Below are 18196 nucleotides of genomic sequence, written 5' to 3' on the forward strand. Positions count from 1 at the left end.
TGTTACCGGTATCTGATTAAAGTCCTAAATCTGCAATTAATTGCATTGCCTCTTTATCATCACCAAGCTGCAATAGGGCATCTTTTAGGCATAACATAGGCTTGCCGTCACGGTCAGGCGTTGTTTGTGCATGAGCCAAAGAACTGAGAATGGCTTCGTGCACAATATCTACCGTAATCCTAAAGTAACGGTCGATTTTGTCATCAGTAATTGCCTGGATTGTACTCAACTCGTGTTCAGGGAAATGACTTACCCGGTTAGCAGTAGAGAAAGCTAGAGTAATCTCGCCACTACCGTTGCCGCTAAATGAGCCACTGCGAGTGATACCGATACCGGAACGCTTGGCAATGCGTTTTAATTGTCTTGAGTTAAACGGAATGTCGGTAGCAATTACTGTGATAATGCTGCCTTTTTCCTTACTATCCTTGTTATCCACAAATTTTTTACCAATGGCATGGCCATAAATGTTCAAATCAGCGTTAAGACCAAAATTGGACATAACAAGTGCGCCCATTGTAAAGGTCTTACCGTCAATTTCGACTTGTCTTGAAGCAGAGCCAATACCACCCTTAAGTTCGTAGCAGCGCATTCCTGTGCCACCGCCAACTCCGCCTTCAGCGAAATCTGTACTAGCAGCTGCAAAGGCATCGTTAACATCGTCTTCGGTGACGCCTAAATCGCGAATATGGTTAATCGAACTGTCATTGCACTCCATGATGATCGGGTTGACGCTGCCAGTGGAAAGACCAATTTCAGGATTTTCGGCCAGCATTCTTTTGACTAAAGCTATTGATGCGGTACCCACGCTGAGAGTATTGGTTAAAACCAGTGGTGTTTCAATTGTACCCAGCTCGTTAACTTGAATGAGTCCTGTGCTTTTGCCAAAGCCGTTGATAACGTGTGCAGCGGCTGGCATTTTTTCCCGAAAGATATTATCTGGGCAAGGGTTGATCACGGTCACACCAGTCCTGAGTCTGTCAGTGACAACCGTCTTGTGGCCAACGGTAATGCCCGCAACATCTGTAATTAAGTTTTTTGGTCCAGGCTTAGTATCGCTAAGCGCAAATAAAAGTGGTTTGTTAAGTCCCATTTTTACTCCTTTTTTTAAAAAATTTCTTCTCTTATTAAAACGGTTCGTTTATTTTTATGCAAGACAAAAAATTCCGTCAATTATGACGGATTTTTTGAATTTGCAATCATCTTTTTTTCTTTTTACTAAAGCAGCTGGCAAGCAGGCTGCAAATTACCGACAAAAAGCCTAACAGCAGCACGATTATTTGTGAACGTTCATTAGTGCCAGTTTGTGGCAACTCTTCTTCTTGGCCATTGTTGGTGATAAGTACTGGATTAGTGGAGTCAGAATCACTGTCAGAGGATTTGAAAATAGTATAGTTCTCAGTAACACCATTCTTGTTGAGCCTGTGCTTATTTTGGGACTCATTAGTTTGTGAAGTCCCTTTTTGGCTAGGGTTATTACTGGATGAATTTGTTGGACTATTTTGGTCATTTTCTTCAGGTATGGCATTATTTCGAGCATAAATATAAGTTACGCTTTGCGGTTTAGTGCTGAAAAAACCGGTGGCATTCGCAGGTCTTACTTTTAAAGTATAATCTGGGATCTCAACAGTACCAGTAGTATAGCCGTCACCCACATTGCCCTGTAATATTGTTTCAGGCGCAATTTGATTGCCGTTTTCATCTTGATAATAGACGGTAACACCTGCAGCTTTAATTGGTGCATTTGTAGAGGTAGATTCGGGGTCAGCAGAATAAATAAATTCGACGTTCTGTAGCTGATCGGTGAAAACCCCAGTGGCATTATCTGGAACTTTCTTTACGATATATCCCAGAATTGGCTTCGCAGACACTTTATAATCAGCGCCAATTTTGCCCTTCAAACTAATATCGGGTGCAAGTGATCTTTTACTAGTATCCAAGTAAGAAACAGTAATAGGATTACCTGGTCGAATATATGTGTCGCCAAGAATGTCGTGGGCATGGGCAATTAAGTCTTCAGACAGATATTTATTGTTTGCTTGTGGTTCGTCTTCGCTTCTATCGCCGACATTGACCCAAGTTCCCGGAGTGTTAAGATGTGTATCATTAATATATGTACTTTTACCTAGTTTAAGGGTATTTAATTTAGCGAGTCCATCTAACATATAACCCTTATCAATATTAGGATCTATGACAAAACTTCTGAGATCAAGTTCTTTTAAGCTACTACAATTATTAAACATTCCATTCATATCAATTACGTTAGACGTGTCAAAGGATGATAAATCCAACTTGGTTAAGCTGGAGCAATCCTTAAAAGTCCAAATCATTTTTTTAACTTGGCTAGTATTAAACTTACTAAGATCTAAAGCAGTTAAGCTTGAACATCCACTGAACATGTGACTTATATCGTCCACCTTGGCTATTGTGAAATCAGGTGAAAACTTAATGCTCTGTAAGTTTTCACAATCTTGAAACATGCTCTCTGCGTAGATAGTATTAGCAGTATTAAAACTTGATAGGTCCAGACTTGCTAATTTACTGCAGCCCGCAAACATAAAAGACATATTAGTAACTTTGGTGGTCTGCAAATTATCAATGCCATCTATGCTGGTTAAATTTTGGCAATTCGCAAACATGTACCGCATATCACTGGTAGCAGATGTATCCAGATTTTCCAAACCAGTGATTTTAGTTAAATTAGTTAAGTCCTTAAACATTTCAGAAGCTGAGCCAATCTTTAGTTGACCCGTAAATTTAACTTCTTGCACATCGTCACTATTAATGCCGTTAATGTGAGCTAAAGAATCCGGTTGACCTATACTGCCACTGGGGACGGTAATTACATGGTTACTATAGCTGACATCAAGGTTGCCCCATTTAAAATTAGCAGCACTTGGAGCAGTAGACTCTGCAGTTTTTGGTTGAAGCTGTTTTTGAGGGTTTGGTTGCTCTTTGCTAATTAACTTAGAATTAGCATAATTGGTATTACTAATTTGTTTATTCTTAATTTGTGCAGGAGAGGGCAGAAATGGATCTGCTTTAACTGCTATAGAGCTAACAGTTAGTGAACTTAAAATTGCTGTAGCAACACTAAAAAACATTGTTGCTGTTTTGGTTCGCATAGATTTCTTTTTCTGGCTCATTTTGCTATTCATTCCTTGATTATAAAATAAACATATACATGATTAATATTTTTCTTATACCTAATTTCCCTTATTATACAATTTATTAAACAATTTATTAAACTTAATAACACTATTTATACATTTCATCTTATTTGAAATGAATAAATAATTAACTCACCTAAAAACTGTTTTTTACTTATAAATTAAATTTGGTTATTTGCTGGAAGATATGGTACTAGTTAGTAATATAGACACACAATTTTAAAGTAATTTATTAATTTTTGAGCATAGAAAAAGAACTCAGTTAGCAGTTTTAACTACTAGTTGAGTTCTTTTTATTTATAAAGTAAATCTCTTAATCTTTAAAAGTTTGCTTTCTTGACAAATTGGTTCTTGCCTACGATGTAGTATAACTTATTGTGCATCTTAACAGCACCGCCGTAAGTTCTAACTGTCTTGTTCTTCTTCAGAACATCACGACCATAACGTTTAACTTTGTTATTGGCTTTCTTAGTGTAAATAAAGGCATTGTGCTTTAATTTACGGTTGATACCAGTAACATTATTAGCTTTAACGAAACGGTTCTTGCCTAAAGCGTAGAACTTCTTGCCGTTAATGGTCTTAGTACCATAAGTAGTAACAGTTTTACCAACGAAGTATTCACCTTTTACACGCTTGCCTTTTTGGTTGAAGATATAAGCGTTGTGCGTAACAACTCTCTTAACACCTTTCTTGGCCTTCTTAGCTGGCTTCTTGTTGTCAGTAGTAGGCTTATTAGTGTCTGGCTTGGTAGTATCAGTCTTATTAGTATCTTGCTTGCCAGTCGTAGTATTTGTGTTGGTGTTACCTGTGTTAGTAGTATTACTTGGAGTAGTTGGCGTGCTTGGCGTATTGTTATTGTTGTTATCAGTAGACTTGGTAGTAGTATATTCACCTACATAATCTTTAACATCATTTTTACCGTCAAATTTCTGCATAAGTTCTACTGAACTTAATCCCTTGTTTTTACTATCCTTTAAGAACCAAGTAGTCTTAGTCTCTCCATCGTGTAGACTCTCTTCTACTGAACCAGGGAGTCCTGAATTGTTAATGATATTGCCTGAACCAAGTTTAATATCATTTAAGCTATCCATACCTGATAACATATCTTGATCAATGGTATATGTTTGATGAGATGGCTTTGTAGTACCTTTATTATCGTCGGTATTGTCAGTGTCAGAAACGTTATCTTTAATGGTTTCATTATTTTCAAGCATCTTAAAACTACTAATGTCTAGGGATGTCAAAGCCTTATCACCCTTAAACATTTCCCACATCTTAGTAACTTTTTCGGTGTTGAATTTTTCCAAGCCATCAATTTTGGTTAAACTTGAATCATCACTAAACATATAAGACATGTCTTCTACTGAATCTGTAGTAAACTTGGATACATCTAAAGTATTTAATGCTTCATCACCAAAGAACATGCCCATCATGTCAGTTACGCTAGAAGTGACAAAGTTTGACAAGTCTAAAGAAGTCAATTTAGGATCACTAGCAAACATTTGTTTCATACTAGTGACTCCCGTTGTATCAAGATCCTTTAATCCCTCAATTTTCTCCAGGTTTGGTAAACCAGCAAATAAGGAACTAGCATCACCTTTGAAAGTAACGGCACCATCAATTTTAATGGTTTGAATTTGATCTGTATCAACACCATCAATGTTCCAAGCTATTTGGGCAGGATTGATAGGGTTATCTTCACTAAATTTGTAATCATTATTGTCAATTGTACCGGCTTTAATAGTTAAAGTCTTAGTCTTTTCATCATAACTGCAATTGTCTTTAGTCCATTTTGAAGGCAATAGCATATTTGAATCATCTTCGCCAGCGTTATCACCAGAATTAACTGGTATTGTCGGCTTTGCGTCAGCAGGCTTAGAAGTTTGCTCTCCCTGTGGTTCAGCAGCCTTAGCTGCAACTGGATTGGCAGCTATGACGCTTAAGGCAGCAACTGCCATACTACTAAATAATATTTTTTTACCTTTATGATAAAAATTAATATGCTTACTCATATTTTTCCTCCATTTGTACCATCTAAATTTCATATACCATGGTTTTCATTATACCATGATTAAGTATATACATAAGTATTGTACAATTCAATACTTTGATAGGTATTTTCATATAGATTTAATATTTTTGCATACTACAAGTAAATAAAATTTGCCCATAATTCATAAAATAAGCTTATTCAAATAAAAAATGGACTTAATTAAGGATAGGCTAATTTTCTTTAGGCCAAAACCAAGCATTAACTGAAATAATAAACAAGGCTAAACTACTTAAAAATACTGTAATAATGCTGTTTAACTCGGCTAATTCCATTATTAATAGTTCTTAATATTTTACTTATGATTAACGTTTCCATATTTAAGCTTGTTTTAATTGTGAAAAGTTTTTTGCTTTGGCAGTTGAATAATAAGGAGATTATTCGAATAAAAAATACTCCGCAAAAGATAATCGCACCTTACAAAGTACTTTTTAATTGGTATTAAATTTAGCTAGATTAAACCAGCACCTGCTTTACTGATGATAATTGCTACAAAGCAGTAAATTTAGCTTGTTCATTTAGAGCCGGTTAGGGAACAGTTTAATTTTTGAGTGGAGAAAAAGAACCCAACTAGTAACTTTAAGTACTGGCTAGGTTCTTTTATTGATAAGAAAAGTGTTTTAATCTTTAAAAGTTTGCTTTCTTAACAAATTGGTTCTTGCCTACGATGTAGTATAACTTATTGTGCATCTTAACAGCACCACCGTAAGTTCTAACTGTCTTATTCTTCTTAAGGACTTTGTGACCATAACGTTTAACTTTATTATTGGCTTTCTTAGTGTAAATAAAGGCATTGTGCTTTAATTTACGGTTGATGCCAGTAACATTATTAGCTTTAACGAAACGGTTCTTGCCTAAAGCGTAGAACTTCTTGCCGTTAATGGTCTTAGTACCATAAGTAGTAATAGTTTTACCAACGAAGTATTCACCTTTTACACGCTTGCCTTTTTGGTTGAAGATATAAGCGTTGTGGGTAACTACTCTCTTAACGCCTTTCTTGGCCTTCTTAGCTGGCTTCTTGTTGTCAGTAGTAGGCTTATTAGTGTCTGGCTTGTTAGTATCAGTCTTATTAGTGTCTTGCTTGCCAGTCGTAGTAGTTGTGTTTGCGTTACCTGTGTTAGTAGTATTACTTGGAGTAGTCGGTGTGCTTGGTGTATTTGGAGTACTTGGAGTAGTCGGTGTGCTTGGTGTATTTGGAGTACTTGGAGTTGAAGGGGTACTTGGTGTAGTTGGAGTACTTGGGGTTGAAGGTGTGCTTGGTGTATTTGGAGTACTTGGAGTTGAAGGGGTGCTTGGCGTATTTGGAGTACTTGGAGTTGAAGGTGTGCTTGGTGTATTTGGAGTACTTGGGGTTGAAGGAGTGCTTGCAGGAGTTAAAGTTAAGGTACCTGCATCCTTAGAACCGTCAAATTTCCGCATAAGTTCTTCGGAAGTTAAGTTCTTACCGTTCAGGTTCCATGTACCCTTTGTGTTAAGACCAGAACTTTTAATAATATTGTCTTTACCAAGTTTTAGAGAGGTTAAGCTGTCCAGTCCCTTTAGCATATCAGTTTCAGCGGGTTCACTATAAGCTGTCTTTCCGTTTTCATCTTTTACTGGTACTGGTTTCTCTGGAGTTTTGAAACTACTGATGTCCAAAGATGTTAAAGCGCTCTGGTTAGTGAACATATTGCCCATTCGTTTTACCTTGGCAGTATCAAACTTTTCCAAGCCTTTAATTTCAGTCAATTTCGGAGCAGCGTCTTTACTTGGTTTATCGTCATCATTAGATGTATCAACCTGAGCAAACATGTATGACATATCAATCACGTTTGAAGTGTCAAAACTTGATACGTCTAATGAGGTTAAACTAGAATCATTGGTAAACATACCCATCATGTCGGTTACTCGAGAAGTGTCAAGGTTTGACAGGTCTAATGAAGTTAATTTAGGATCATTAGCAAACATTTGGTTCATGCTAGTGACGTCTGTTGTATCAAGGTTATTTAATCCCTCAATTTTCTTCAAGTTTGGTAAATTAGCAAATAATGAACTGGCATCACCTTTGAAATTAAAGGGACCGTCAATTTTAATGGTTTCAATTTCATCTGTGTTAACATCATCAATATTCCAAGCTATTTGGGCAGGATTGATAGGTGGCTGATCTTGACTGCCAATAACTGTGTATTCATTGTTAAATATACCAGGTTCTGGAATCTTAATGGTAAAAGTCTTAGTCTTTTCGTCATAACTGTAAGATCCTTTAACCCATGCTGAAGCCCATAGACTGTGTGAATCGTCTTCGGCAGTATGATCCGCTATATCGGTTTTTTGGTCTTTATCATTATTTGTTGTTGACTTAGTTTCAGCTGGCTTAACAGGTTGCTCTTTCTGTGCTTCGGCAGCCTTAGCTGCAACAGGACTAACTGCAATTACGCTTAACGCAGCAACTGCCATACTAGTGAATAGTACCTTTTTACCTTTATGATAAAAATTGTTATGCTTACTCATATTTCTCCTCCATTTATACCATCTAAATTTCATTATACCATTGTTAAGTATATCTATATATCTTATTAAATTCAATGCTTTGATAGGTATTTTCATATAGATTTAATATTTTTGCAAATTACAAGTAAATAAAATTTGCCCATCATTCATAAAATAAGCTTATTCACAGTAAATATTAGATGTAATTAAGTCTAAATTAATCTTTTTTGCGATTAAACCAAGTTCCAATTGAACTGATGAATATGGCTAAGTTACCGAAAAATAAGGCAACTAGTCGACTTTTTTCATCTAAACCAGTCTGCGGTAAAGTTTTAATATTTTGCTTATGAGTAGCAGCTACAGTTTTAACGCCATTTTCATTATTAGGAAGGTTGGTTGATTTTAATGATGGTGTTATTTTAGTAGAGGAATTATCATCTGCTACTTCAGGATTCAGGTTAGATTCAGGAGTATAGTTTTGCCTGTTTTTATCAGTAGGTGTTGTATTAGGTGGGGTATCTGCTTGATTAATTTCATTTTCTGATGCCTTGGCATAAACGTAAACAACATCTTGCGGATTTTTGGTGAAGAAACCAACAGCATTGTTTGGTCGAACCTTCAAAAGGTAGCCAGCAGCAGTTGCAGCAGAAGTGGCATATCCGTCACCTACATATCCAGTGATAATTTTGTTTGGAGCAATTTCGTTGCCATTTTCGTCTTGATAATGAACAACGATAGATGAAGTAACTTTAGAAGGCAAGGATGAAGAGGACAAGTCGGGTTTAATCGGAGTTGGCTTTGGTTTAGGATCGGGCATAACAGGTGTCGGATCAACAGGCTTAGGACCGGGATTTGTGGTTGAAACAGCAGTATAAGTACCAGGTTTTGAACCATCGTATTGTGCAATTAGCTCAGCTGATGAGAACTTTTCGCCATTATATGACCATGTGACTGGTGTATTTAATCCTGTATTTTTAATAACTGTATTAGAGCCGAGTTTTAAAGTATTGAGACTGGCTAAATCAGCTAACATATCACCTGTATTAGCACCATTAGATATAGTAAATTTGCTAATATCAAGGATTTTAAGATTTTTGTCACCTGTAAACATTTTTTGCATATTATAAACTTTGCTCGTATCAAAGCTAGACAAATTCAAATTAGTTAGTTTTGAGCAATACGCAAACATTGCCTGCATATTGGCAACTTTTGTTGTCTTAAAATTGGCTAAATCAAGACCATCAAGGCTTTGGCAGTCATAAAACATGTTGGACATATTGGTGACAATACTCGTATTGAACTTGCTGGAGAAAGTTATGTTTGCTAGTTGCCTGCTGGAAGCAAACATATATGACATATCTACTACCTTGCTACTGTCAAAATTTGATAAATCCAAGTTGGTTAAATTATCACAAGTAGCAAACATTGCTCGCATGGTGGTCACATTTGTAGTGTTGAATCTAGCTACATTGATGTTTTGTAATTTAAGGCAGCCAGCGAACATATATGACATGTCAGTTACATTAGTCGTGTCAAGCTGGTTGAGATTTTCAATTGATACTAAATTATTAAGCTCACTAAATAGCTCAAGTGCCGAACCATTAATTGTTAATTTACCATCTAGTTTGATTTTCGTAATGTCGCTTGTGTCAACACTTTTAATGTTACCAGCTATTCTTTTGGGATTTGTAACAGTACCACTGTGAATTGTTAAAACATGGTTATTGTAACTAACTTCCAAGTTGTTCCATTCACTTTTAATCGCGTAATTGTTAATTTCAGAATTAGATTTATTACTCAAATAATCGGCAGAAACTGCGTCATTGTTTGATTTGGCAGAAGCTAAAGTGGAATTATATTTAGGATTAACAACTTTCTTAGTCAAAGAACTGTTAGTTACCTGGTCTTTCGGTAATTTATCCGCTTGAACGACTTGCGAATTGATACAAAACAGTCCCAATGTTACGACTGCCATACTACTATATACTGTTTTTTGTTTATTCATAATTTTTCCTATACTACTAATATCAAAAGTGTTCATAAATAGTATATTAGAATAGAAATACAGGTCAAATAAACATTTTTTAATATTTACATAAAAAATACTTCGAAAAGCGATGTATACTTCACGAAGCATTTTTGCAATTAGTATTGATTTTAGCTATTCTTTCTTTTTCCGATTAAACCAAGCACCTACTGTACTGCTAATAGTTGCCATAAAACCAAGTAATAAAGCAGCCAATTGTGAATGTTCATCAGATCCAGTTTGTGGTATTTTTTCATCCTTTTTTGCATTATTATTGTTTGCTACCTTAGTAGCAGTTTGACCATTATGGTTTTCAGTATTATTTAAATTACCGGAACTATCATTATTTTTACCACTATTATTACGCTTATGGTTTCCGGTTTCTGTTACCTTATTGGACTTTCCGGTTTTATCAGTTTTATCAGTTTTATCAGTTTTATCCTTTCCCGTATCGCCATCATTAATTTGGGGATTATCCTGATTGTCTTTGGCATATATGTAAATTACGCTTTGTGGGTAAGCACTAAAGAAGCCTGTGGCATTATCTGGTCTAGTTTTTAGAGTATAGCCTACAACAGGCTTGGAACCAGTTGTATAGCCATCGCCAACGTAACCATTTAAAACTATGTTTTCAGCTAAAGTATTACCGAATTCGTCTTGATATTTTACAGTAACTGGTGCAGCTTTTTGGCGATAATTTGAAGTAACAGTATCTTCGTGGTTATCTGATTCAGGCATGTTGTCTTTTTTATAAACAAAGACAACAGTCTGATCCTTGCTGTTATAATCCAGGCTGGCCGTATTGGTGCCGGTCACCTTCTCGCCGTTGACTAGGATATAGCTCAGCTTGTAGCCGGCAATCTCAGGAGCCGTGAACTTCTTGCCTTGCTCGCCATACTCAACAGTGCCGTGATCGGAAGTCTTGCCGTTAGCATCAGGCAGGTCATTTTTGCTTTCATCCTGATAGGAGATAAGGACTTGGCCTTGAAGCTTGGCAAAAACAAAAGTAACTTCTTGATTAGCGTAAATTTCAGGTCCGTCATCATTATTAGTTTTTCTTGCGGTTGAACCAAGCAACGCCTAAGGCAGATGCTAATGCTAGGCTACCCAAAGCGAGTATAGCTAGATTATTCATTCTATCTGAACCAGTTTGCGTTAAATTTTCACCTTTTTGGCTACTTATTTTTTCATTGTTATTTTCAGTTGCATATTTAACATTATCAGTATTTTTTTCATTAGCATTATTATTGTTGAAAGTTGTTTTACCTTTAATTTTGTGAACTTTAAAGTTTTGATTGCGAATTGACTTAATCGAATGTTTATTGAGTTTGGTAAAACCTTTTGAAGTTTTTTTGTTCTTACTATTTTTATTCTTTGAAGTTTTTTTACCAGAACTCTTATGTTTATTCTTATTCGGTTTCTTTGTTAATTTCTTGTTGTGACTCTTATGCTTGTTCTTTTTGGAAGTAGAAGTGCTATTCGGGTTGTTTATGTTGTCGCTGGAGTTGGAACCATTGCTAGAGTTATTATTACTTTGATTGCTACCAGAACTGCTACCCGAGGTACTACCAGAGCCACTATTAGAACCGCTACCCGAGGTACTCCCAGGATTGTTACCAGAACCGCTACCTGGAGTACTCCCAGGATTGTTACCAGAATCGCTACCTGGAGTACTTCCTGTGCTACCAGAACCGCTACCTGGAGTACTCCCAGGATTGTTACCAGAATCGCTACCTGGAGTACTCCCAGGATTGTTACCAGAATCGCTACCTGGAGTACTCCCTGTGCTACCAGAATCGCTACCTGGAGTACTTCCTGTGCTACCAGAACCGCTACCTGGAGTACTCCCTGTGCTACCAGAACCGCTACCCGGAGTACTCCCTGTGCTACCGGAATCGCTACCTGGAGTACTCCCTGGATTGTTACCATTCTTCTTATAAGTAAAGACAATATCTGAATTTGGCTCATCAAAAGTTGTTGTGACTGCACCATTTCCAGTCACTTCTTTGCCATTAACCAAATATAGAGTATAACCAGGCACATTACTTTCAGGTGTGACAGTAATTTGATCACCAAAAAAGCCAGTTACTTCATGATCGTAAGTTTTTCCGTTGGTATCTGTTAAAGTTTCATTTTTATCATCGATATAATGTACTTTAATAGTTTCAGAGTTGGGACTATAAATGAAAATAACGGTCTGCGGTGTATTTCCAAAAGTTACATTTGCTTTGTCAGGATCGGTTGTAGATTCAGGGACATCTGTTGAATTAGGATCAGTAATTATCTTTTTAGATTTAATAGTATAACCCTTAATTGAAGTATCAGCAGTTATCGTTGAAGTGTCACCCATAAAACCGCTTATTTCTTGATCTGGTTTGCTAGAAATTTGTTTTAAGTCGCCATTCTTATCTTGATAACGATATTGAACAGCAATAGATTGCGCTTTATCATGTGAATATGAAAAAATAACAGTTTGTGGATCAGAAGAGAATTTTAAATTATTGGGGTTTCCTTCAGTCTGGTTATTCACAGAAACTTGATAAAGTGTATAATTAGGAATTTTTCTAGCATTAATTGGATCTGTTTGATTATCGCCATTATTACCATATTGGTAGTCTGTAGGGGAAATAATTTTGGTTGGATCATCTTTGTCAACATATTTAATAGTAATGGAACAAGGATTTGGTACTTTGGTAATATTTACATATGTATCACTATCTTGACTGCTATCATAATTGGACATAAAATCTTCTGCTGTCCAATTGTGTGTTTTTGCAGGCAAAATGCCATTGCCCATGTTAATCCAATTGCCCTCAGTGCCAAAATAGAGATTGTCATTAACATTATCATTATTTTTTATTATATTTTTTCTACCTAAAACAAGAGTTTGGAGACCATCCAAGCTTTGTAGCATTGCCAAACGGCCTGAGATATTCGAACTTTGCTTAAGGTTTGACATATCAAAGGAACTGATATCTAATTTCTTTAAGCTTCTACAATCATCAAACATAAAACTCATATCATATACATTAGAAGTGTTGAAGCTGGATACGTTAATACTTGTCATACTTGCACAATTTTCAAACATGCTATGCATATCAGAAACATTAGAAGTATCAAAATTTGATAAATCTAAACTTGTTAAAGATGTACACCAATAAAACATGTCGCTCATATCGCCTACATTAGAAGTATCAAAGCTAGATAGATCAAGTTTACTTAGACTCGAACAACCATCAAACATATGACTCATAATTATTCCACCTTTAATAGCGGTTTTGGCAGTAGTATTAAAATGACTTAGGTCAATACTTGATAGGTGTCTGCAGTCTTTAAACATTGACTGAAATGTTGTTACATTAGAGGTATCAAAGCTAGATATGTTTAAATTAGTTAAATAAGTACAACCATCAAACATATTTGTCAGAGTCTTAACATTACTTGTATTGAAAGAACTTAGATCTAAAGTTGTAAATTTTGGATTAGAGCAGTATTGAAACATGTTATCTAATTCTTTTACATTGGCAGTGTTAAAATGTGAAAGATCTAAACCAGTTAAACCACTGCAGCCATTAAACATGCCTGTCATGTCTGTTATGTGAGAAGTATCAAGGTTAGACAAGTCTATACCTGTTAAACTTTTACATGCTTTAAAAAAGTTTTTCAGGGATGTGATATTAGAAGTGTTTAAATGGGTAATATCTAAATTATTCAAGGAAGTACAATTTTCAAATAAGCCTTCCATATTAGTGACATGAGAAGTGTCAAATTTGGTTAAATCAGAACCGACTAGTTTTAAGTCAGTAAGTTTTTCGTTGTAAAAAAACATGTTTGTCATGTCTGTTACATTAGAGGTGTCAAAATTTGAAACATCTAGTGTTGTTAAAGCGGTAGCACCAAACATTTTATTCATATTAGTAACTTTACTAGTATTAAATTTAGAAACGTCTAACTTAGTTACATTGGCACCGTAAAACATTTGTTCCATATTTGTAACTTTTGAGGTATCAAAACTTGATAAATCTAGTGATGATACACCAATTCTAGAAAACATGTTTGCCATATTTGTTACATTAGAAGTGCTGAATTGTGAAACATCTATATTTGAAGCTCTAGAAAGGTCGAACATATGCTCCATATCAGTAACCTTACTAGTATCGAATTTAGAAACATCAATATTTTTAGCAGCACAGTTGTAGAACATATATGACATATCAATAATATTTGCAGTTTTAAATTTATCAATATCAAACTTGATGTTGGTCAAAGTATCGCAGTTACTAAACATATGTGACATATTGTTTACATTTGATGTATCAAAACTGGATATGTCTAAACTTTGCAGATTTCGGCAACTATCAAACATATAAGACATGTCAGTTACATTTGTAGTTACGACTTGGTCAAGCCCGTCAATTGAAGTTAAATTAGTAAGATTTTGAAATAAACTGTTTGCTGAACCGATAATTTTTATTGGACCATCTATCACAATGTGTTCAATATCATAAACGTTCATTTTAGTCATAGTACGAGCAATACTAATATCATGGTTATCACTATTATCAAGTGTGCCACCATGAATAGTAAGTACATTATTATCATAATTTAAATTAACGTTTAAACTGTTCCAGACCATTGAATCGGAATTTTCAGATTCTCTTTTGGCTTTAGAAACATCAAAACTGTGATCATTTTTTTCATCAGAAGATAAGTTTGTAGTATTTTCAAACTCGGATGTATTGTCCTCTGTTCTATTCTGTGCAGAATCAGTATTCTGCTCATTAGCTTGAGTACTTGAATCTTCTTGACTCTGTTCTATCCTTGAATTTTCATCTGTATTTTGATTAAACTTATTTTCAGGTACTGCACTTTTAGTTTCTGTTTCATGTTGAACAGTTTGATAGTTAATTTTGGTTTTAACGGCAGTTCTTTTAGCTTTCTTAAAAGTTGAATGATTATTATTAGCAGTGGCGGCTTTTATTACCTTGGGTTTACTGGTGACTAAGCCTAAAGCAGCAGCAGCTAAACTGCTAAATAACAGTTTTTCACCTTGTTTATGTTTATTCATGTGTATACCTCTTCTATATTAAGCAGCAATTTAAATCTAGTATATGTTTAAGTTTGAATATAATCCATCGACGTATTGTTAATATATTAAATGCAAAAAACGCACTCTACAGATGCTTTTACTATAAAAGTACGTTTTTATCCTTAATTGATATTATTCATTTTTTCTACGATCTAACCAGGCAGCTCCCAAAGCACCAATTAGAGCTAATCCTCCTAAAGTGAACATTGCAAGATTTGAATATTTATTTGTGCCAGTTTTTGGCATGGTCTTGATATTCTTGTTCATCTTCGTAGTATAATTAGATTTTCTGTTGGTTACAGGTTTATGAGTTTTTTGTTTACTACCTTTGTTCTTAGATATGTTTTTATTATTGTTTTTAACGATTTTTTTCTTTGGCTTTTTACCAACAGGTATTGCTGTAGGCTTATTATCATCTGGTGTAATAGTATTTGTTCCAGCGTTATTCTCTTTTTTACTATAAATATATATTACACTTTGTGGAAATGTATTGAAGAATCCGGTAGCATTTTCCGGTCTTGTCTTAAGAGTATATCCAGAGACTTGCTCTGCACCTGTTGTGTAGCCATCACCTACATAACCGTTTAATACCTTATCAGGAGCCAAAGTGTTTCCATATTCGTCCTGGTAATGAACAGTTATTGCTGCTGCTTTGACTTTACCGGTTGTATGACTATTGTCAGGATTCTTAGTGTAAACCAAAGTAACTTTTTGTGGCTTGTCCGTAAAAGTGCCGCTGACATTTGTCGATTTGCTTTTATCCAGAGTGTAACCTGTCAAGTCACTGTATTCCGTTGCAGAAGCATCGAACGGATCGCCATAATAGCCACTGGCATAATCACGATCAGGAGCAATTGTCTTTCCGCTTTCATCATGATAATGAATAGTTATTTGTGCACCTTTATTACGTGTATAAACTAAGAAAACATCTTGAGTCGTGTCCGTAAAAGTACCACTGACATTTGTCGATTTGACTTTATCCAGAGTATAACCTGTCAAGTCGCTGTATTCCGGTGCAGTGGCATCAAACGGATCACCATAATAGCCACTGGCATATTGACGATCAGGAGCAATTGTCTTTCCGCTTTCATCATGATAATGAATAGTTATTTGTGCACCTTTGTTACGTGTGTAAACTAAAGTGACTTCTTGCGACTTGTCCGTAAAAGTGCCGCTGACATTTGTCGATTTGCTTTTATCCAGAGTATAGCCTGTCAAGTCACTGTATTCCGATGCAGAAGCATCGAACGGATCGCCATAATAGCCACTGGCATATTGACGATCAGGAGCAATTGTCTTTCCGCTTTCATCATGATAATGAATAGTTATTTGTGCACCTTTATTACGTGTATAAACTAAGAAAACATCCTGAAGCTTGTCTGTAAAAGTGCCGCTGACATTTTTTGATTTGCTTTTATCCAGAGTATAACCTGTCAAGTCGCTGTATTCCGGTGCAGTGGCATCAAACGGATCACCATAATAGCCACTGGCATAATCACGATCAGGAGCAATTGTCTTTCCGCTTTCATCTTGATAATGAATGGTTATCTTTTTGCCTTCGTTACGTGTGTAAACTAAAGTAACATCTTGATGTTCGGTAGAAAATTTACCTTGCAGATTTTTAGAGTCTTCTTTATCAAAAGTATATTTTTTATTCAGATCGTCAGGAAGCACAGTATAATTGGTATTTTTGTCACCATAATTAGTGACATCAAACGGATCATCAATATTGCCATTAGGAAGTGTTATATCATTAGTAATAGGATCATTAGGATGAGACTTATCCACATAATGAATTGTTACGGTTCCAGCTACTTTTTTCTTATAATATAAATTAATTTCTTGCGGTTTATCCGAGAATTGGCCAGTAAGATTAGTAGAATTATCTTTGTCAAAAGTATATTTTTTATTCAGATCGTCAGGAAGCACAGTATAATCAGTTTTTTTATCACCATAATTAGTGACATCAAACGGATCATTAACATCTCCGTCATTAAGGACTTTATCAGCAATTATTTTTGTGGTTTTATCAGATTCATCTAAGTAATGAATTGTTACGGGTTCACCAGTAAATCTTTGGTATGTATCATGTTCTGTATCGCCTTGATAATTTTTCATTAAATCAGCAGAACTCCATGAATAAGTACCTTTTTGAAGTGGATAAGTATCACTATAATCGACCCCCATATTGATCCAGGTTCCTGGAACAACAAGTCCTACATTATTTTCATCACCCTTACTTAAGACGTTAGTTGGACCTAGAACAAGAGTTTTGAGAGAAGTTAAATTGCTATTAGGATAAGGAGAATCACCCAACATGCCTGTAAGAGTGGAAATTTTAGACATATTAAGACCAGAGATGTCTAAGTAATTAAGTCCAGTACAACCAGATAACATATAAGACGAGTCTTTTAGCGCACTTTTAAAAGTATTTGGAAAAACTAGGCTCTTTAATTTATCGCATCCAAAAAACATATGGCTCATGTTTGTTACTTTCGAAAAATCAAGTTTATCGAATCCCGGAATTGAAGTTAAACTACCACAACCTTCGAACATACTTTTAGCAGACTGCACCTGACTTAGGTCTAAATTATTTATTCCCTCAATAGACTGAAGATTTATAAAATCACCAACAAAGTTGTCAATATCATGAGTAACCTTTATTTTGCCTAGAATTTTTAAGTATCTTACGTCGTGGTATGGCAAAGGAGTATAATTGCCATCATCAAATGACACTGAAGAAAGTGGCAATCCTAATGGAAATGTGGTGTATTCCTGACCATCTCCGAGAGTGAGTGTTCCACCACTTTCATAGGTAAATGGGATATTACGCCATTTTCCTGAATTGGTAGTAGTTTTCGTAACTTCTTCCGGTCTAAACTTACTGCTATTCATGTCCTGTTTAACAGTTGACTTTGATTTATCTTTTGTATTATTGGTCTGATTAGAACTAGCTAAAGAAGGATCATTATTATTTGGTGTGGAATTAACATTTTGATTTGTTAAATCATTATCAGTATCGTCAGAATTTTGACTCTCCATATGAGAAGTTTCAGAAGCTGATTCATCTGCCGCCTGCAAAAATTCTGTTTTTTCTGCGCGTGGATTGTGGGCAGTTTTATAATTAATTTTAGTTTTAATGGTTTTTCTGTTAGCCTTTTTAGTTGCTAAATTACTGTTTCCATTATATGCAGCTTTAGCAATTTGAGGCTTGGCATTAACTAAACCCAAGGCAGTGGCGGCTATGCTGCCGATTAATATCTTTTCCTTTTGCTTAGTACTATTATTACCTGTGTTCATATTAAATTCCTCTTCTAAATTGCATAACACTATATCTTTAGTATATTTATGTGCAGCACAAAAATCAAGATTCAACCAAATAATATATTATTGCT

The 18196-nt window shown here is 35.4% G+C and carries 8 protein-coding genes; all 8 read right to left on the reverse strand.

Annotated elements, in window-relative coordinates; translation table 11 throughout:
* Nucleotides 1-16: 16 nt before the first annotated feature.
* On the reverse strand, nucleotides 17-1090 hold the full coding sequence (locus LACWKB10_RS08240) for a P1 family peptidase (protein ID WP_034981077.1): 1074 nt from the start codon (nucleotides 1088-1090) through the stop codon (nucleotides 17-19).
* A gap of 106 nt (nucleotides 1091-1196) precedes the next feature.
* Nucleotides 1197-3143: a MucBP domain-containing protein gene (locus LACWKB10_RS09890; RefSeq protein WP_052060358.1), complete on the reverse strand. Its 1947-nt coding sequence runs from the start codon at nucleotides 3141-3143 to the stop codon at nucleotides 1197-1199.
* A 344-nt stretch (nucleotides 3144-3487) separates the two neighbouring features.
* Nucleotides 3488-5179 (reverse strand): BspA family leucine-rich repeat surface protein, encoded by a 1692-nt coding sequence (locus LACWKB10_RS09895; protein ID WP_052060359.1) that lies wholly within the window; start codon nucleotides 5177-5179, stop codon nucleotides 3488-3490.
* 665 nt (nucleotides 5180-5844) lie between these two features.
* Entirely contained in the window at nucleotides 5845-7707 is a 1863-nt protein-coding gene (locus tag LACWKB10_RS09900) for an SLAP domain-containing protein (RefSeq protein ID WP_052060360.1), read from the reverse strand.
* Nucleotides 7708-7903: 196 nt separating this feature from the next.
* Complete coding sequence (locus LACWKB10_RS09905) at nucleotides 7904-9691, reverse strand: BspA family leucine-rich repeat surface protein (RefSeq protein WP_052060361.1); 1788 nt, start codon at nucleotides 9689-9691, stop codon at nucleotides 7904-7906.
* A 156-nt stretch (nucleotides 9692-9847) separates the two neighbouring features.
* Nucleotides 9848-10789, reverse strand: a complete 942-nt coding sequence (locus tag LACWKB10_RS08265; protein ID WP_034981079.1) for a MucBP domain-containing protein — start codon at nucleotides 10787-10789, stop codon at nucleotides 9848-9850.
* Nucleotides 10761-14780 carry a BspA family leucine-rich repeat surface protein gene (locus LACWKB10_RS09910; RefSeq protein ID WP_052060362.1) on the reverse strand — a complete coding sequence of 1340 codons (4020 nt, stop codon included), beginning with the start codon at nucleotides 14778-14780 and terminating at the stop codon, nucleotides 10761-10763. Before LACWKB10_RS09910 ends, LACWKB10_RS08265 begins: the two co-directional genes overlap by 29 nt.
* 153 nt (nucleotides 14781-14933) lie before the next feature.
* Nucleotides 14934-18101, reverse strand: coding sequence for a MucBP domain-containing protein (locus LACWKB10_RS08275; RefSeq protein WP_034981080.1), 3168 nt, complete (start codon nucleotides 18099-18101; stop codon nucleotides 14934-14936).
* Between the last annotated feature and the right edge of the window lie 95 nt (nucleotides 18102-18196).

The sequence above is a fragment of the Lactobacillus sp. wkB10 genome, from assembly GCF_000760615.1.
Taxonomy (GTDB): domain Bacteria; phylum Bacillota; class Bacilli; order Lactobacillales; family Lactobacillaceae; genus Lactobacillus; species Lactobacillus huangpiensis.